15 protein-coding genes are annotated in these 16,967 nt (G+C 61.7%); 7 read left to right on the top strand and 8 right to left on the bottom strand.

Annotated features, from left to right (window positions below):
- The first annotated feature begins 16 nt into the window (after window positions 1–16).
- Window positions 17–985, top strand: coding sequence for a TAXI family TRAP transporter solute-binding subunit (locus tag HMPREF9696_RS00830; RefSeq protein ID WP_002711033.1), 969 nt, complete (start codon window positions 17–19; stop codon window positions 983–985).
- A 58-nt stretch (window positions 986–1,043) separates the two neighbouring features.
- Here HMPREF9696_RS00830 and HMPREF9696_RS00825 read toward each other — a convergent pair whose 3' ends face one another.
- The 4 genes from HMPREF9696_RS00825 to HMPREF9696_RS00810 all read right to left on the bottom strand — a co-directional run bounded on the left by HMPREF9696_RS00825 (window position 1,044) and on the right by HMPREF9696_RS00810 (window position 5,420).
- Window positions 1,044–2,291, bottom strand: a complete 1,248-nt coding sequence (locus HMPREF9696_RS00825; protein WP_040301724.1) for an NAD(P)/FAD-dependent oxidoreductase — start codon at window positions 2,289–2,291, stop codon at window positions 1,044–1,046.
- Between the two features lie 78 nt (window positions 2,292–2,369).
- Window positions 2,370–3,878, bottom strand: coding sequence for a tripartite tricarboxylate transporter permease (locus HMPREF9696_RS00820; RefSeq protein ID WP_002711031.1), 1,509 nt, complete (start codon window positions 3,876–3,878; stop codon window positions 2,370–2,372).
- A 12-nt stretch (window positions 3,879–3,890) separates the two neighbouring features.
- Window positions 3,891–4,376, bottom strand: a complete 486-nt coding sequence (locus tag HMPREF9696_RS00815; protein WP_002711030.1) for a tripartite tricarboxylate transporter TctB family protein — start codon at window positions 4,374–4,376, stop codon at window positions 3,891–3,893.
- 69 nt (window positions 4,377–4,445) lie between these two features.
- Entirely contained in the window at window positions 4,446–5,420 is a 975-nt protein-coding gene (locus HMPREF9696_RS00810) for a tripartite tricarboxylate transporter substrate binding protein (RefSeq protein WP_002711029.1), read from the bottom strand.
- Between the two features lie 336 nt (window positions 5,421–5,756).
- Here HMPREF9696_RS00810 and nikR point away from each other — a divergent pair, with 336 nt between their 5' ends.
- The 4 genes from nikR to HMPREF9696_RS00790 all read left to right on the top strand — a co-directional run bounded on the left by nikR (window position 5,757) and on the right by HMPREF9696_RS00790 (window position 11,227).
- Window positions 5,757–6,212 carry a nickel-responsive transcriptional regulator NikR gene (nikR, locus tag HMPREF9696_RS00805; protein ID WP_002711028.1) on the top strand — a complete coding sequence of 152 codons (456 nt, stop codon included), beginning with the start codon at window positions 5,757–5,759 and terminating at the stop codon, window positions 6,210–6,212.
- Between the two features lie 51 nt (window positions 6,213–6,263).
- Window positions 6,264–7,532 carry a Zn-dependent hydrolase gene (locus HMPREF9696_RS00800; protein ID WP_002711027.1) on the top strand — a complete coding sequence of 423 codons (1,269 nt, stop codon included), beginning with the start codon at window positions 6,264–6,266 and terminating at the stop codon, window positions 7,530–7,532.
- Between the two features lie 151 nt (window positions 7,533–7,683).
- Window positions 7,684–9,789 (top strand): S9 family peptidase, encoded by a 2,106-nt coding sequence (locus HMPREF9696_RS00795; RefSeq protein ID WP_002711026.1) that lies wholly within the window; start codon window positions 7,684–7,686, stop codon window positions 9,787–9,789.
- Window positions 9,790–9,931: 142 nt separating this feature from the next.
- Complete coding sequence (locus HMPREF9696_RS00790) at window positions 9,932–11,227, top strand: MFS transporter (RefSeq protein WP_002711025.1); 1,296 nt, start codon at window positions 9,932–9,934, stop codon at window positions 11,225–11,227.
- On the opposite strand, the gene HMPREF9696_RS00785 is transcribed toward HMPREF9696_RS00790, so the two are convergent.
- Window positions 11,224–11,832: a hypothetical protein gene (locus HMPREF9696_RS00785; RefSeq protein ID WP_002711024.1), complete on the bottom strand. Its 609-nt coding sequence runs from the start codon at window positions 11,830–11,832 to the stop codon at window positions 11,224–11,226. The genes HMPREF9696_RS00790 and HMPREF9696_RS00785 overlap by 4 nt on opposite strands.
- A gap of 154 nt (window positions 11,833–11,986) precedes the next feature.
- On the bottom strand, window positions 11,987–12,976 hold the full coding sequence (locus HMPREF9696_RS00780; protein WP_002711023.1) for a hydroxyacid dehydrogenase: 990 nt from the start codon (window positions 12,974–12,976) through the stop codon (window positions 11,987–11,989).
- A 190-nt stretch (window positions 12,977–13,166) separates the two neighbouring features.
- On the opposite strand from HMPREF9696_RS00780, the gene HMPREF9696_RS00775 reads away from it, so the two are divergent.
- Window positions 13,167–13,880, top strand: coding sequence for an RraA family protein (locus tag HMPREF9696_RS00775; protein WP_002711022.1), 714 nt, complete (start codon window positions 13,167–13,169; stop codon window positions 13,878–13,880).
- Window positions 13,881–13,976: 96 nt separating this feature from the next.
- Here HMPREF9696_RS00775 and HMPREF9696_RS00770 read toward each other — a convergent pair whose 3' ends face one another.
- Window positions 13,977–14,306, bottom strand: coding sequence for a hypothetical protein (locus HMPREF9696_RS00770; RefSeq protein ID WP_002711021.1), 330 nt, complete (start codon window positions 14,304–14,306; stop codon window positions 13,977–13,979).
- A gap of 75 nt (window positions 14,307–14,381) precedes the next feature.
- Here HMPREF9696_RS00770 and HMPREF9696_RS00765 point away from each other — a divergent pair, with 75 nt between their 5' ends.
- A complete protein-coding gene (locus HMPREF9696_RS00765; RefSeq protein ID WP_002711020.1) occupies window positions 14,382–15,803 on the top strand; it encodes a protein adenylyltransferase SelO in 1,422 nt (473 codons plus the stop codon).
- 58 nt (window positions 15,804–15,861) lie between these two features.
- Here the strand turns inward: HMPREF9696_RS00765 and HMPREF9696_RS00760 are convergent, their stop codons facing one another.
- Entirely contained in the window at window positions 15,862–16,875 is a 1,014-nt protein-coding gene (locus HMPREF9696_RS00760; protein ID WP_002711019.1) for an NAD(P)H-dependent flavin oxidoreductase, read from the bottom strand.
- Between the last annotated feature and the right edge of the window lie 92 nt (window positions 16,876–16,967).

Raw genomic sequence — 16,967 nt, 5'->3', positions numbered from 1 at the left:
AGGGAGGACTGACCGAATGAGAAGAACGACAAAACTCGCAGCCGCGCTCGCGGTCGTACTATCTGCGGGCCTGACACTTTCCGCTCACGCACAACAGAAGACGATGTCGATCGGCACCGGCGGCACGGGCGGTGTGTACTATCCGCTCGGCGGCGCGGTCGCCAACGTGCTGTCGAAAAACCTGCCGAATGTGCAGGCGACCGCGGAAGTCACCGGCGGCTCGGTGGACAATCTCAAGCTGATTGGCACCGGAAAAAACGAACTCGGCTTCACCATGGCCGACGCGGCTCTGAATGCCTACAACGGCGAGGATAAATTCAAGAGCGGCAAGGTTCCGCTTCAGACGCTGCTCGTGGTCTATCCGAACCGCATGCATGTGGTGACGATCGAAGGCACGGGCATCGAGAAGATGTCCGACATGAAGGGCAAGCGCGTCTCCACCGGGTCACCCGGCAGCGCGACCGAAGTGATGGCCTTCCGCGTGATCGAGGCCGCGGGTCTGGACAAGGACAAAGACATGAAGCGCGAGCGCCTCGGCGTCGCTGAATCGGTCAACGCTATCAAGGACGGCAAGATCGACGCCTTTTTCTGGGTCGGCGGAATTCCGACGGCGGCCGTGACCGATCTTGCGGCGACGCCCGGCGTGAAGATGAAGCTGGTCGATCACAGCGAGACGGTCGACAAGATGAATGCCAAGTACGGCAAGCTCTATACCGCCAGCACCATCAAGGCGGGGTCCTATCCGGGCTATGACAAGGACAACAAGATTGCCGAGGTCTGGAATCTGATCGTCACCGGCGACAAGATGAGCAACGACGATGCTTACAACATCGTCAAGACGCTGGTTGAAAAGAAGGCCGATCTTGTTGCGGTCCACAAGGAAGCCCTGAGCTTCTCGCTGGACAATCAGGTTCAGTCGCGCTCGCCGATCCCCTTCCATCCCGGCGCGCTGAAATACTTCAAGGAAAAGGGCATCGGCGGATAACTCGCCCTCGCAGGACAGCAACAAAACCCCGGCCGATGCGCCGGGGTTTTTCGTCGGCCTAGGCCGCCGCTTTCGGCGCGTCGCGGTCGATGGCGAAATCGTCGAACCAGGGCTGGCGGCTGCCCGCAATGGACGCTCCGATGATGCGCGAGGCAAGATAGCCGTAGGTGATCCCGTTGCCGCCATAGCCATAGGCCGCGTGAATGCGGGGATGGCCAGGCACAGGCCCGATCAGCGGCAGGCCGTCGGTTGTCGTGCCAAAGGTGCCGGACCATACGAATTCTGCGACCGGTTCGGCATGGGACCACAATCCGTTCAGCCGATGCAGCAGCGCATCCGCTTTCGCAGGCATCGCGTGGTCGCGCTCCTCCGGTTCGATGGCGCGATCGTCGTCCTCGCCACCCATGATGATCCTGTTGTCCGGCGTCGTGCGCGCGTAGCTGTAGTTCTCCGAAGCCTCCCAGATCAGCGCGCCGTCGCGCCACAGATCGCCTTGCGACTGCGGCGGCGTTGCAATGGCGAAGCTCGATGAAATTCTGTGAAGGCTGGAGGTGACGAAGTCCGGCATGACGTAGCCGGTGGCGAGAACGACGTGTTTCGCCTCGATCACATGACCGTTGTCGAGTTCGACGACAGCCGCCTGCCCGCTGCTGTCATAATTTTCCGCACTAGCGTCGTAAATCACCGCGCCATGATGTGCGGCGGCGTCAAGCAGCGCCTGACACAGCAGCAACGGATCGGCATCAGCGGAGCCGATGGAATGAATGGACGCCTCCCGATAGAGGCCGAACTCTTCAAGCAGCGTGAGATGATCCAGATAGTCGCCGGGCAATCCGGCACGCATGCGCAGGTCATGCTCGGCTTTCAGTTCGCGCGCGCTGATTTTTCCCGCCGCCAGATAGAGCGAACGCCTGTGCCGCAGACCGCAGGACAGACGACGGGAATTCACCAGTTCGGTCAGGCCGCTGACCGCCGAGAAACTGCGGCGGTAGATGTTCGCGGCGCGCTCGAACCCATACATAATCGTGAGATCGCTCAGGGAGCGGTCCAGCTCCCACATCAGCATCGCGGTGCTCGCGGCTGTGCTGCCGAGCCCCGGCCGCTGCCGGTCGACGACGCAGACCTCAAGCCCCTGCGAGGCAAGATGCTCCGCGGTGAGCGCGCCCGTCACTCCCGCGCCGACGATCAGAACGTCACTGCGGAAATCCCGGTCGACGGCCTGACGGGCTGGCTGCACGGATCTCTGGCGCCATGGCGGCGTGCCTCCGCGCAGGTCGCCTTGCCGAACTGTTTCCGGATCGAACATGGTGAGCTTCAATCATGACTGGCAAGCACCCCCGTGCCCGACCCATGATGACGCGCAAGGGCCTCAAAAGTTCCCGGATCAGGCTCCCTCGTCCAGTGCGACCAGCTCGCGCTTCCTGCGCAGCGACGGCAGCAGCGGCCCGATCAGCAGGATCGCGGCGGCGATCAGGCAGACAGCCGAGATCGGACGCTCGACGAATGTCATCAGGTCGCCCTGCGACAGGATCAGCGACTTGCGCAGGTTGTTCTCCAGCAACGGCCCCAGCACAAAGGCCAGCACCAGCGGTGCCGGCTCATACCCGAACTTGCGCATCATATAGCCGATGATTCCAAATCCGATCATCACATAGACGTCGAAGACGTTGTTGCTGCTGCAATAGACACCGACGATCGTGAACAGCAGGATCAGCGGAAAGAGGACGTTGTAGGGCAACTTCAGCAACTGCACCCACATGCCGATCAGCGGCAGGTTCAGCACCAGCAACATGAGGTTGCCGATATACATGCTGGCGATGATGCCCCAGAACAGGCCGGGATTCTGCGTGATCATCAACGGTCCCGGCTGCAGGCCGTGGATCACGAACGCGCCGAGCAGAAGCGCCATCACCACATTGGGCGGAATGCCGAGCGTCATCAGCGGAATGAATGCGCCACCCGCAGCGGCATTGTTGGCCGCTTCCGGTCCGGCGACGCCTTCGATCGCGCCCTTGCCGAAACGCTCCGGTGTCTTCGACAGCCGCTTCTCCAGCGCGTAGGACGCGAAAGACGCGACCACCGCGCCGCCGCCCGGCAGAATGCCGAGGAAAAATCCGAGCACAGTGCCGCGTCCGACGGGTCCTGCGCTGGCTTTCCATTCCTCCTTGTTGGGCAAAAGCTGCGTGATCTTGGTTTCAATCACATCGCGCTTGATGACCTGCTCGATATTGATCAGGACCTCCGCCACGCCAAACAGCCCCATCACCACCGGCACGAGGCCGATGCCGTCGATCAGTTCGAGGCGGCCGAAGGTCAATCGCGGCTGCGCCGTGATGCTGTCGAGGCCGATCAGCCCAAGCACCACGCCGATGCAGGCCATCAGCAGCGCCTTGGCCATCGAGCCTTGGGTAAGAAACGTCAGCACCACGAGGCCCAGCACCATCAGGCTGAAATACTCGGCTGGCCCGAACGCGACCGCGACACTCGCGAGCGATGGCGCGATGAACATCAGCGCGATCAGCGCGAACGTGCCTGCGATGAAAGAGCCAAGTGCCGAGATGCCGAGCGCGGGCCCTGCCTTGCCCTGCTTCGCCATCTGATGTCCGTCGATGCAAGTCACCACAGACGCCGCTTCACCCGGAATGTTGACAAGGATCGAGGTGGTCGAGCCGCCATACATCGAGCCGTAGTAGATGCCCGCCATCATGATGATGCCGGACTCCGGCGTGCCGGAGAGCGTCACCGGCAACAGCAGCGACATCGCCGAAATCGGGCCGATGCCAGGCAAAACTCCGACGAGCGTTCCGATGAAGACGCCGATGAAGCAATACAGCAGGTTCACAGGCTGGAGCGCGACACCGAGGCCGTGCATGACATTGGCGATAACATCCATGGCGCGCTCTCCTCAGCCGATGCCAAACATGCCTGACGGCAACTGGATCAGCAGTCCATGCTTGAGGACCCACCACACACCGAGCGGCGCGAGCACGGCGAGTGGAATCGCGAGACTCCACCGCACCGGGTCAATGACCCGCAGAAGCAGCAGCAACAGCGGGATGACCGACAGAAGAAAGCCCAGCGGCTGAAGCAGGAACGCGAAAGCGGCGAGACATCCGGTCACGATCAGCGGCTTGGTCCAGCGCGTGCCTTTCCAGAGCGATCCGATGGTCGGGCCGCCCTCCATCGCCGCTCCGACAGTGATCGACAGCGCAAACAGGCACATCAGAATGCCGGCGTAAAACACCACGAAGCCGGACCCCGGATCGTGAATGCCGCCGATTTTGAGCCTGTAGCCCGACCAGACCACGAAAATGCCGAGGGCAAGGCCGACAACGCCGCCCCACAGTTCGGAATTGTTCAGCCTGATTTTCGCACGCTGCGCCTCAGCCATGACCCCGCTCCCCAAGCGTCAAGTCAGGGCTCGCGGCATACGCGAGCCCTGCACGATTCGTGCGAACCGTTAGTTCGTCTTCTTGGCGAGACCGAGCGTATCAATCACCTTGCGTTCGGACGCGATGACCTCACCGACGAACTTTTTGTAGTCCTCGGTGTTCTTGTAATTCGCCACCATGTCGAACTTCGCCAATGTTGCGATCACGGCGGGGTCTTCGATTGCCTTCTTGAAGGCGTCGTGGAGCTTGGCGACGATCTTCGGGTCCATGCCCTTCGGACCGGCGACGCCGAACGGCGAATCGTAGACCATGTCGTAGCCGAGTTCCTTGAGCGTCGGCGCATCGGGGAAGTTCGGCGAGCGCTTCGAGGTCCACACCATCAAAAGGCGCAGCTTGCCGGCATCGACCAGCGGACGCCAGCCGGTGGAGTCCGCCTGCAGCATGGTGTGCTTGCCAAGCACAGCGGCATTGGTTTCCGCGCCGCCCTTGAACGGCACCTGCGTCAGCTTGATTCCGGCCTTCCCTGCGATCTGCTCCATGCCGATATGCAGCGAGGTGCCCGCACCCGGTGTCGCATAGGTCACCTTGCCCGGGTTAGCCTTGGCGAAATCGACCACATCCTTCCAGGTCTTGAATTGCGATTCCGCATTCGTGGTGACGCCGAAGGTGTAACCGGTGAGATGCACGATATAGGTGAAATCCTTCTCCGCATTCCACGACACATCCTGCATCAGCGGAAGACGGAACACAGTGATCGGAATTTGCGAGATGGTGTAACCATCGGGCTTGGCGGTTGCCGCCATTGTCGCGGGGCCGACGGTGCCGCCGCCACCGGCCTTGTTGTCCACCACGACGGGCTGGCCGAGCACCTTCGATGCGCTTTCCGCGATCGCCCGCATCGAGATATCGGTGGAGCCGCCTGCCGGCCACGGCACGATCAGCGTGATCGGTTTGGTGGGATAGTCCTGCGCCAGCGCAACACCCGACAGCGCCGCGAGCGCTGCAACAGCCAATACTGCCTTCCGTAAGATTCGATATGTCATTGAGCTTCTCTCCCCTTGGCGGCTCGTGTGTCCGAGCCTTGTGTTTCGGCGGCAATGATCCCCGAAATCGAAACGAAAGAAAAGCAATGAGACGCATGCAAGCCGCAGTTATTGCAGCGCATTCCGCGCAACTGCGTCATTAGGTCCCGAAGTTCTGTGTTTGTTGCAAGTCCAGGTTCGCTTGGCGAAACACGGCGGCCTTGCACAGGCTGCCGGCGGCGCGCTCAATCGGCCAGCCTCTTTTTTGGAGCCATCAAATAACACCGGTGCGGCTCCGGATCGGCTATGGTTCGCGGAACTATCAGCATGCGGCACTGGCCGGACGGAGCATCTTGAATGCAGCGCGTGACCATCACCCTCGACGACGACCTCATGGTTGAGCTGGATCGCATGATTGCGCAGCACGGCTACCAGAACCGGTCGGAGGCCATCCGCGACTTCGCCCGCGCCGGGATGCAACAGGCGGCACAGGATGCCGGACAGGCCGGCGGCGACTGTGTCGCGGCGCTGGTCTATGTCTACGACCATGCGGCACGCGATCTCTCCAGCCGCCTGGTCAACAACTTCCACCATCACCACGACCTGTCGCTGGCCACGCTCCATGTGCATCTGGACAACGACAACTGCATGGAAATCACGGCGTTGAAGGGCAAAACGTCCGAGGTGCAGCATTTGGCGGAGCACGTCATCGCCGAGCGTGGCGTGCGCTATGGCCGCGTGGTAATGATCCCTACCGATCCGGGCGCAAAGCCCTCCGCCGCGCGCAAAAAGCATTCCCACCGGCACACCTGACCCTCCATTCGGACTGATGCGCTTCGCCTCGATTTGCGGTATCGACCGATCATGACAACAGCGAAATCCAATCTCCAGATCGATTCCGCCCGTCTCTGGGGCGACATTCATGAGACTGCGAAATTCGGCGGAACGCCGAAGGGCGGCGTCAAGCGGCTGACCCTCGGTCCGGAGGACAAGCAGGTGCGCGACTGGTTCCGCAAAGCCTGCGAAGCCGCCGGATGCGACGTCAGCGTCGATGCACTTGGCACCATGTTCGCGATCCGCCCCGGCCGCGACATGTCGAAGCCGCCCATCGGCATTGGCTCGCATCTCGATACCCAGCCCACCGGCGGAAAATACGACGGCATCCTCGGCACATTGGCGGCGCTCGAAGTGGTCCGCACGCTGAACGCCGCCGGGATCGAAACCGATATTCCGATCTGCGTCTGCAACTGGACCAACGAGGAAGGCTCGCGCTACGCACCGGCGATGATGGCCTCCGCCGCCTATGCTGGCGACTACACGACCGAGGATATTCTCGGCCGCAAGGATGCCGACGGCATCACCGTTGCCGAAGCGCTCGATACCATCGGCTATCGCGGCGCCGATCCGGTCGGCAAGCAGAAATTCAGCGCCTTCGTCGAACTGCATATCGAACAGGGACCGTTGCTCGAGGCCGAGAACAAGACCATCGGGGTCGTGGATCGCGGTCAGGGCATCATGTGGTATGACGGCACGATTGCCGGTTTCGCCAGCCATGCCGGCACCACGCCGATGCCGCTGCGCAAGGATGCGCTCGCAGCGTTCTCCGAGGTTGTCCTCGCCGTGGAACGGATCGCACGCGATCATGGGCCAAATGCCGTCGGCACCATCGGCGAAATCAGGATCGACAATCCCTCGCGCAACGTCATCCCCGGCGATCTCAATTTCACCGTGGACGTCCGCAGTTCGGAATCAAAAACTCTCGACAGCCTTCATTCGGCGATCCAGTCCGCTGTCGCGGAGATTGCAACCCGCCGCAAGGTGAGCATCGACCTCAAGCAAATCTGGCGCAAGGAACCGACGGTGTTCAATGCCGCGCTGGTCGATGCGGTCGAAGCCGCGGCGAAGGATATGGGCTACAGCTATCGCCGCATCACCTCCGGCGCGGGCCACGATGCCTGCAATCTCGCAACTGTGATTCCAGCGGCGATGATCTTCGTGCCCTGCAAGGACGGCGTCAGCCATAACGAACTGGAGGATGCGACGCAGACGGACTGCGCCGCCGGCGCGAACGTCCTGTTGCATGCGGTGCTGGCGCTGGCTGGGGTTTCGTCTGAGGCGAAGTCTGAAAACTAAGACTGTCGTCCCGCCGGGACCCATCACCCCTAGCCTCTCCATAATACACAACTACATGTCTCAGAAATATGAGACGACAGGGAGCATGGGTCCCCGCTTTCCCGGGGACGACCTTGAAGTTCATTTTCGTTGATTGAAAGCTCCGTTCCGCATGACAAAAACCTCCACCCCTCCGATCGCACCGCGCCGTCCTCATAGCTTCACCCATCACGGCATCACCGTGACCGACGACTATGCTTGGCTGAAGGATGAAAACTGGCAGGAGGTGCTGCGCGACCCGTCGGTGCTCAAGCCGGATATCCGCGCCTATCTCGAGGCGGAAAACGCCTACGCCGACACCGTGCTGGGTCACACCGAACCGTTGCAGAAGACGCTGGTCGCCGAAATGCGCGGCCGCATCAAGGAAGACGATTCCAGCGTCCCGTCGCCGGACGGACCTTTCGCCTACTTCCACAAGTATAACGAGGGCGGACAGCACGAGCAGATCGGACGACTGCCGCGCCAAGATCTTGATAACTCATCCGGCGAGGCACGCTTTATCATCGACGGCGACGAACTGGCGAAACAGACCGAATACTTCAAATTCGGCGAAGCGCGGCATTCTCCCGATCACAGGCTCGAAGCCTGGAGCGCGGATGTTCGCGGTTCGGAGTATTTCACCATCCGCATCCGCGACTGGGAAACCGGCAAGGACAGCAGCGATTGTGTCGAGGAAACCGACGGCGGCATCGTCTGGGCGGCAGATTCAAAATCGTTCTTCTATGTGAAGCTCGACGACAACCATCGGCCGATGCAGGTCTATCGCCACATCCTCGGCACACCGCAATCGGAAGACACGCTGGTCTATGAGGAAGGTGACTCCGGCTGGTTCACCCATATCCATGAAAGCGCCAGCGGCCGCTTCTGTGTGATCGCGGGTGGCGATCACGAAACCTCCGAGCAGCACCTGATCGACCTCAGTGCGCCGGACGCCCAGCCACGCCTTGTCGCCAAACGCCAGGAAGGCGTGCAATACTCCGTCGCGGACCGCGGCGATCAATTGTTCATCCTGACCAATGCCGATGACGCCATCGACTTCAAGATCGTCACCGCACCGCTCGCCTCGCCTGCGCGCAAGAACTGGCGAGACCTGATCCCGCACCGGCCCGGCACTTACATCATCGACATCGAGCTTTATTCCGGTCATCTGGTGCGGATGGAGCGGGCCAATGCGCTGCCATCCATCGTCATCCGCGATCTCGCAACGCTGCAGGAACACGCCATCGCCTTCGATGAAGCGGCCTATTCGCTCGGCACGCTCGGCGGCTACGAGTTCGATACGACCAATATTCGCTTTTCCTATTCGTCGATGACCACGCCGTCACAAGTATACGACTACGACATGGTCAGCCGCGTGCGCACCCTCCGCAAGCGGCAGGAAATTCCCTCGGGCCACGATCCGGCGGACTACATCACCACCCGGATCATCGCGACCTCGCATGACGGCGCTCAGGTGCCCATCTCGATCCTGTACCGTAGCGACCTGAAACTTGACGGCAGCGCGCCGCTGCTGCTCTACGGTTACGGCTCCTACGGGACAGCAATGCCCGCGTCCTTTTCCGCCAACCGCCTGTCGCTGGTGGATCGCGGCTTTGTCTATGCCATCGCGCATATCCGCGGTGGCTCTGACAAGGGCTGGGGCTGGTATCTCGACGGCAAGCGGGAAAAGAAAACAAACACCTTCGATGACTTCGCCGCCGCGGGCCGTGCATTGATCGCAGCGAAATATACGTCCGCAAAGAAGATCGTGGGCCATGGCGGCAGCGCCGGTGGCATGCTGATGGGCGCTGTGGCCAACCGTTCGGGCGACCTGTTCGCAGGCATCGTCGCGGAAGTGCCGTTCGTCGACGTGCTGAACACCATGCTGGATGCATCGCTGCCGCTCACGCCGCCGGAATGGCCCGAATGGGGCAACCCGATCGAAAGCGCGGACGATTTCAAAACAATCCTGTCCTATTCGCCCTATGACAATGTTGCGGCGAAGGAGTACCCCGCCATTCTTGCCATGGGCGGCATCGCCGATCCGCGTGTCACCTATTGGGAGCCGGCCAAATGGATCGCCCGCCTGCGGCCTGTGATGACCGGCGGCGGACCGGCGATCCTCCGGACCAACATGGGTGCGGGCCATGGCGGCGCGTCCGGCCGCTTCAACCGGCTGGACGAAATCGCAATTGTCTACGCCTTTGCGCTATGGGCCGTGGGATTGGCGCAAAGCTAATTTCTTACCTCAAAGGTAATTTGATAGCCGCGCCCCGGCTGCAATGATGCGGATCGAATTCGGTTGCAGCGCGTCATGACGCGCCGCCAATCTAGGCCCATACTCCAATGCCTCTGACTCGCTTCTGGTTCGGAATTCCTGCATGCGCCGCCTGCCCTTCTATTACGGCTGGATCATCGTCGCCGTAACCTTCGTCACCATGGGCATCGGCGTGAATGCCCGCACTTCGTTCTCGCTGTTCTTCTCGCCCATTGTCGACGAATTCGGCTGGGATCGCGGTGTCACCGCCGGCGCATTTTCGGTCGGCTTTCTGGTCTCGGCGCTGCTCAGTCCGCTGATGGGCAAGCTGATGGACCGCACCGGCCCGCGCACGGTGATGGAGCTTGGCGTGGTCTTGATGGGCGCAGGCCTCTTGCTGGCGCCGCTGACCTCGCAGCCCTGGCATCTTTACGGCACCATCGGTTGCCTCGTCGGCGCGGGCAGCATTTGTCTCGGCTATTCCGGCCAGTCGCTGTTCCTTCCGAACTGGTTTGTCAAACAACGTGGCCTCGCGGTCGGCCTTGCCTTCGCGGGCGTCGGCATCGGCTCGATCATCATCCTGCCGTGGATGCAGTTTCTGATCGACAGAAGCGGCTGGCGCGCCGCGAGTTGGGCGATGGGCATCCTCGTGCTGGTCGTGTTGATCCCGCTCAATCTCTTGCTGCGCAAGCGCCCCGAAGATATCGGCCTGCGGCCCGACGGCGAAGCCGCGCCGACAGCCACAACCACCGCGCCGCCCTCGAATGTGGTTGATCCTGAATGGGTGGCCGTCGACTGGACGCTCGCGCGCGCGCTGCGCACCGCGCGGTTCTGGTGGATTTCACTGGGCTACTTCTGCGGCCTGTATGTCTGGTATGCCGTGCAGGTGCATCAGACCAAATATCTGGTTGAGATCGGATTCAGTTCGACCTCCGCCGCGTGGGCGCTCGGCATGGTCAGCCTGATCGGCATTCCGGGGCAGATTGCGCTTGGATATCTCTCCGACCGCATTGGCCGCGAATGGATCTGGACCATCTCATCGCTCGGCTTTGCGATCTGCTTTGCGATGCTGATTGCGCTGCAATACACGCCGACGCTGTTGCTTGTGTACGTCATGGTGATCGCGCAGGGCGCGCTCGGTTACGGCTTCACCTCGATCATGGGCGCAGTGGTCGCAGAGATTTTTCAGGGCAAACATTTCGGTACCATCTTCGGCACCATCGGCTTCACCGCGCTGGCGGGCGGCGCGGCAGGTCCGTGGATCACCGGCATCCTGCATGACATCTACGGCGATTACACGCTGGCCTTCGTGATCGGTATCGCAGCCAGCGCCCTCTCCGCCGCCGCGATCTGGCTCGCGGCCCCGCGAAAGGTTCGCGCCGTGGCGGGACGAATGGACCGGATCGCGAAGCCGGCCTAGCCGAATCCGATCTGCGCGCGATATCCGGCACGCAATGCATTCACGATGGACGGCGGCGTCAGCAGCATCGCGCCGGTGAGGTCTGCTGGCACGGGGGTATAGCCGGCAAACGACCAGCGCCAGACCGCACCTTTCGCAATGAGATAACTTTCCCCGCCGACAGCTATCATCGCGCCGTCCGGTAACTGGAGGACGGAGCTTGGGAGCGGATGCAGCCGCTTCTGGCGCCCGTCCAGCCGTTCATCGTGAAGCCTCGCGTCCATTACGGTCGCATAAGGTCTGGTGACGCCATTGCCTTCTGCCCATGCATCGCGAAAGGCCGTCGCATCGTTACGGCGGCAATAGAAACACGGTCGATGCCCCGCCGCGAAGGATGTCGCCTCATCGAGGAAGAACAACTCTGTCCAGCTTCGCCGGCTCATCACCTTGCGCCTGCGCCCGCGAAACTCGCAGACGCAGGTGATCCAGGCCTTCGACGACCAGCGCCGGTTCAGCAGCGTTCGGGTCGCCGGATCGTGGATGATGCCGCGGTTGCCAGTGAAGCGTCCGCGATGCGCGGTGGCAACGATCTCCCCGAACGGCGACACACGGTTTTGCAGGGGCATTAAACAAGTCTTTCGTCATTGCGAGCGAAGCGAAGCAATCCATAAGCAGCAAGCAAGACTGGATTGCTTCGTCGCTATCGCTCCTCGCAATGACGAATCACAAAGCACTGTGTCATCCGAAATCCGATGACATTGCGAGAAGCAATCCTGAAGTTTAGTTCAGCACATCCTGATTGATGACATTCTCGCGAATCGGATTGCCATCAAGCGCGCTCAGGATGTTCTTCGCGGTCTGCAGGCTCATGCGGTCAAGCGCCTCGCGGGTCACGCCGGCCACATGCGGCGCGGTAATGACATTGTCGAGCTTGAACAGCGGATGGTCGGGCCGCGGCGGCTCCTGCGCGAACACGTCGACACCCGCGCCCGCGATCTTGCCGGACGTCAGCGCTGCGTAAAGCGCGTCCTCGTCCACGATGCCGCCGCGCGCCGTATTGATGAGGTAAGCCGTCGGCTTCATCAGTTGAAGCTGCGCGGTGCTGAACATGTTGACCGTTTCCGGGGATTTCGGACAGTGGATCGTGATGAAGTCGGCGCGCGGGATCGCTGCGTTGAGATCGGTCACATACTCCGCTTCCGCAGCTTCAATCGCAGACGCGGGCTTGAACGGATCGTAGACCAGTACGTTCATTTCCATCGCCACCAGCCGCTTGACGGTGCGTGATCCGATGCGGCCGAAGCCGATCACCAGCGCGGTCTTGCCGAGCAGATCGTATGGGATCGCGCCGAGACGCTTGGTCCAGTTGCCGCTCTTGACCAGGCGATCAAGTTCGGCGGCGCGTTTGGCCAGCGACAGCATCATGAACAGCGCGCATTCGGCGACCGAGGGCGAATTGGCGATGCCGGTGGTCATCAGCGGAATCCTGCTGGCGCTGAGGGCCTTCACATCCACTGCGTCATAACCGACGCCGATGCGTGTCACGACTCTCATCTCGCCGGAAGACGCGATCTCGTTGGCGCCGAATGCCGTCCCGCCCAGCGCCACGCCATTCACCGGCGCATGCTCGCGCAGCATCTTGTTGAAGTCCGGCGCAGAGATCGTGTTGGGAAATTCAATCGCTTCGATATCCTCGCGGTCCCGGAGCAGCGCCCAGCCGCCGGGCGACATGGTTTCGACGATCAGCAGTTTCTTCTTGTTGGTGGCCATTTCATCCCCTGATGCGTTGTTGATTGTCAGATTGGCGCGAGGCGCAAGCCGCCCATCATCGCCTCGTTTGGCCGTTTCCCGCAAGCCGGGAAAGATGCCGAAGCCCGCTCTTGCCGCCGCCCCGCCGCGAAGGCACACTCCCCGCGCCTTGCCATCCCGGCGCAAACAACCAACAACAGGAGATCAACCCGTGAGTCAGTCCGCGCCCCATCCCGCATCCCTGCTCGAGACACTGGCCCGCTGGGACACGCCGACGATATGCAACGCGCTGGAAGTGGTCGCGCCGGAACGCCGCCTGATCGGCTACACCACCAAGCCGCTGGTCTGCCCGTTTCCGGATCTGCCACCGATGGTCGGTTACGCTCGCACCGCAACAATCCGCGCCACTTCGCCCTCCAGCCTGTCGCCGGCGGACCAGCGCGCGCAGCGGCTGGCCTATTATGAGTATTGCGGCACGGGTCACGGTCCCCGCATCAGCGTCATTCAGGATCTCGACGGGATCAACATCGGCTTCGGCGCGTTCTGGGGCGAGGTCAACAGTTCGGTCCACAAGGCTCTGGGCTGCCTCGGCGTCGTCACGGACGGATCAATCCGCGACATTCCGGCATGGGCGCCGGGCTTTCAGGCGCTGGCCGGAAGCATCGGTCCCTCCCACGCCTTCGTTCATCTTGCTGGATTCGGCGAAACGGTATGTGTCGCAGGTATGACGGTGAGTTCGGACGATCTGATTCACGCCGACCGCCATGGCGCGGTGGTGATCCCGGCCAATATCGCGGAGAGACTTCCGGATGCGGCGCGTCTGTGCGAACGGCGCGAGGAGCCGATTCTCGGCATCGCGCGCGATCCGTCGTTCACCGTCGCGAAGCTGAAAGAGGCGCTCGCCAAGGCGGCGGAGATTCATTAGCTCGGAGGTTCATATGAAAGTCGCACTCGGCGTCGTGGTTGGACTGGTGATCGGGTTTCTCGCCATGACCTGGTATAAAACAGGTCACCTGCCCTTCTAGATCGCCTCATAGGCAAACAGCATCGCGATAATGGTGATGCTGAACAGGCCGGTCAGAAACAGCACGTCTGCGATCCGCTCGCAGCGCTCGCTCAGGCCGGTCGCCATCACGTAGCGGATGGAAAGATAGGACGACGTTGCGCTGATGAGAAACAGCAGAGCGGCGAGCGCGGCGTATTCATCGACATGGGTCGGTCCCATCCGGGTTTCGACGACTTTCACAAGGCCGATGAAGGTCGTACATATGCCGATCATGGTGGCGGAGGTCGGCAGGATGTGATGGGACAGTTCTTTGTTACTGCGCTCGTCTTTCTGCCGGTCGGTCATTGTCTCACCTGTCTCGAACCGAATGCCGCGGCGCCGGTTATGATGATCTCGCCGCTGAAATTATCCGAGTCCTGAATGCCTGTCTCACCTCAATACCGCGCTTCGGCCAGCCATGCCGCACTTGGCCAGGATTTCTACGACGTGGTCGCCGCGGCGGAGTTTCCCGATCACATTCTGCGCTATCGCAACCGGCGCGCGGCGAAGTCCGTCGGACTGGACACCCTGACCGACGAGGAATGGATCGCACATTTCGGGCGCTTTCAGCCGCTGGCCGATACTTTCGCGAAGCCTCTGGCCCTGCGCTACCACGGTCATCAGTTTCGCGTTTACAACCACGAACTCGGCGACGGGCGCGGCTTCCTGTTCGCTCAACTCTACGACGAGAAGGGCCGCCTGCTCGATCTCGCCACCAAGGGCAGCGGCAAGACGCCATGGTCACGCACCGCGGACGGACGCCTCACGCTGAAGGGCGGCGTGCGCGAAGTGCTTGCCACCTCGATGCTGGAAGCACTCGGTGTCGATACCTCGAAGACATTCAGCCTGATCGAGACCGGCGAAGCGCTCGTGCGCGGCGACGAACCCTCGCCCACGCGGTCGTCTGTGATGGTGCGCCTCAGTCATTCGCATATCCGGATCGGCTCGTTCCAGCGGCAGGCCTTTCTTCGCAGTCCGGAGAACATCCTCAAGCTGCTCGACTACACCATCAAAACCTACATGCCCGATGTCTGGCGCGACGATCCAGCGTCTCGCGCCGTCGCATTCCTTGAGGAAGTCTGCCGCCGTGTCGCGCGGGTCGGCGCACAGTGGATGGCGGCCGGATTCGTTCACGGCGTTCTGAATACGGACAACATCAATGTCACCGGCGAGAGTTTCGACTATGGCCCGTGGCGTTTCCTCCCTGTATTGGAGCCGGGCTTTACCGCGGCTTATTTCGACGAGAGCGGACTTTACGCCTACGGCCGCCAGCCCGACGCGCTCTTCTGGAACGTCACGCGGCTGGCGGAATGCCTGCTCGGCATCGCCGATCAGCCGAATCTGGAGAAAGCGCTCGGCGTGTTCGAGCCGGCAATCCGGCGCGAATTCACCGACGCGATGGTAAAACGGCTAGGCGTGCAGTCACGCGGCGCGGTACTCGATAACGAACTGGTGCGCGCGCTGTGGATTTTTCTGGCGGAGACGAAAGCGCCGTTCGAGCAGACGTTCTTTGACTGGTTCGGCGGGCTTGCCAGCAGCGAGCGCGCCGCGCGCAGTCCGTCGAAGGATTTCTATGCGATGGAGCCGTTCGTCGCGGTCCGCGCAGCGCTGCAGGATTTCGCGCCGCGCGAAGGAGTCGACCTTGCCCACCCCTTTTTCTCGCGACGCGATGCGTGTTCGATGCTTATCGAGGAGGTGGAGGCGATCTGGAAACCGATTGCCGAGAGCGACGACTGGTCGGTGCTTCACGCCAAACTCGACGCCATCGATCAGATGCGCGAGGCGTACGCACTCACAACTTAGAAACAAAACGGGCTCGCGATAACGCGAGCCCGCCAGTCATTCCATTCATATAGTGAAATTATGCCACCTTCCTGCGCGGCGTCGCTGCGGAGAACGTGCCGTCGAGGAAGCCGGTCAGGCGCTTGCGGATGATGAACTCGGCATCCGCCATGATGCGGTCGATCAGTTCCTTCACCGTCGGGATGTCATGGATCAGGCCGACCATCATGCCGCAGCTCCATGCGCCTGCGTCCATGTCGCCTTCCTGCATCACCTTCGGATAGACGCCGGCGACCTGGTCCATGATGTCTTCGATCTTGAGGCTCTTGCCCTTTTCCTTCTCGATCTCGATCAGCTTCTCGACGTTCTTGTTGGTAAGAACGCGCTCGGTGTTGCGCAGCGCGCGCATCACAAGGCGGGTGTCGAGCTCGGTGGCCTTCAGCAGCGCCTGCTTCACATTCGGATGAACCGGAGCTTCCTTGGTGGCGATGAAGCGCGTGCCCATGTTCATGCCCTGTGCGCCCATGGCGAGCGCGGCAACAAGGCTGCGCGCGTCGGCCATGCCGCCCGAGGCGACGAATGGAATCGTGAGCTCTTCTTCCGCGCGCGGTAGCAGGATCATGTTCGGCATATCGTCTTCGCCGGGATGACCGCCGCACTCGAAACCGTCGACGCTGACAGCGTCGCAGCCGATGGCTTCAGCTTTCAGCGAATGACGAACCGACGTGCACTTGTGGATGACCTTGATGCCTGCGGCCTTCAGCGCCGGCATATACTGCTCGGGGCTGCGGCCCGCGGTTTCGACCGCCTTGATGCCCGCTTCCTTGATGACCTGAATGTATTCCGGATACGGCGGCGCGGCGAAGGTCGGCAGGAAGGTCAGGTTCACGCCGAACGGCTTGTCGGTCATGTCCTTGCACTTGGCAATTTCCTTCGCCAGCAGTTCCGGCGTCTTCTGCGTCAGGCCGGTGATGATGCCGAGGCCACCCGCATTCGAGACGGCGGAGGCAAGCTCCGCGAAGCCGACATAGTGCATGCCACCCTGAATGATCGGGTGCTGGATGCCGAACAGTTCCGTAATCGCCGTTTTCATGTGTTCCCTCTCTCAGGATATCGAATTCCAAAATCTCGTCTGCGCCGTCCGTTACCGGACTGTTGCCCCAATGGTTAGCGCAGGTCCGCGCG

This window comes from Afipia clevelandensis ATCC 49720, from assembly GCF_000336555.1.
GTDB lineage: Bacteria > Pseudomonadota > Alphaproteobacteria > Rhizobiales > Xanthobacteraceae > Afipia > Afipia clevelandensis.
This window is presented reverse-complemented; position numbering and strand designations above follow the sequence as displayed.

Bases quoted from the DNA above. Each gene is read 5' to 3' on its own strand.
- HMPREF9696_RS00830 (WP_002711033.1), top strand. From the start codon at position 17: ATGAGAAGAACGACAAAACTCGCAGCCGCGCTCGCGGTCGTACTATCT.
- HMPREF9696_RS00825 (WP_040301724.1), bottom strand. From the start codon at position 2,291: ATGTTCGATCCGGAAACAGTTCGGCAAGGCGACCTGCGCGGAGGCACG.
- HMPREF9696_RS00820 (WP_002711031.1), bottom strand. From the start codon at position 3,878: ATGGATGTTATCGCCAATGTCATGCACGGCCTCGGTGTCGCGCTCCAG.
- HMPREF9696_RS00815 (WP_002711030.1), bottom strand. From the start codon at position 4,376: ATGGCTGAGGCGCAGCGTGCGAAAATCAGGCTGAACAATTCCGAACTG.
- HMPREF9696_RS00810 (WP_002711029.1), bottom strand. From the start codon at position 5,420: ATGACATATCGAATCTTACGGAAGGCAGTATTGGCTGTTGCAGCGCTC.
- nikR (WP_002711028.1), top strand. From the start codon at position 5,757: ATGCAGCGCGTGACCATCACCCTCGACGACGACCTCATGGTTGAGCTG.
- HMPREF9696_RS00800 (WP_002711027.1), top strand. From the start codon at position 6,264: ATGACAACAGCGAAATCCAATCTCCAGATCGATTCCGCCCGTCTCTGG.
- HMPREF9696_RS00795 (WP_002711026.1), top strand. From the start codon at position 7,684: ATGACAAAAACCTCCACCCCTCCGATCGCACCGCGCCGTCCTCATAGC.
- HMPREF9696_RS00790 (WP_002711025.1), top strand. From the start codon at position 9,932: ATGCGCCGCCTGCCCTTCTATTACGGCTGGATCATCGTCGCCGTAACC.
- HMPREF9696_RS00785 (WP_002711024.1), bottom strand. From the start codon at position 11,832: ATGCCCCTGCAAAACCGTGTGTCGCCGTTCGGGGAGATCGTTGCCACC.
- HMPREF9696_RS00780 (WP_002711023.1), bottom strand. From the start codon at position 12,976: ATGGCCACCAACAAGAAGAAACTGCTGATCGTCGAAACCATGTCGCCC.
- HMPREF9696_RS00770 (WP_002711021.1), bottom strand. From the start codon at position 14,306: ATGACCGACCGGCAGAAAGACGAGCGCAGTAACAAAGAACTGTCCCAT.
- HMPREF9696_RS00765 (WP_002711020.1), top strand. From the start codon at position 14,382: ATGCCTGTCTCACCTCAATACCGCGCTTCGGCCAGCCATGCCGCACTT.
- HMPREF9696_RS00760 (WP_002711019.1), bottom strand. From the start codon at position 16,875: ATGAAAACGGCGATTACGGAACTGTTCGGCATCCAGCACCCGATCATT.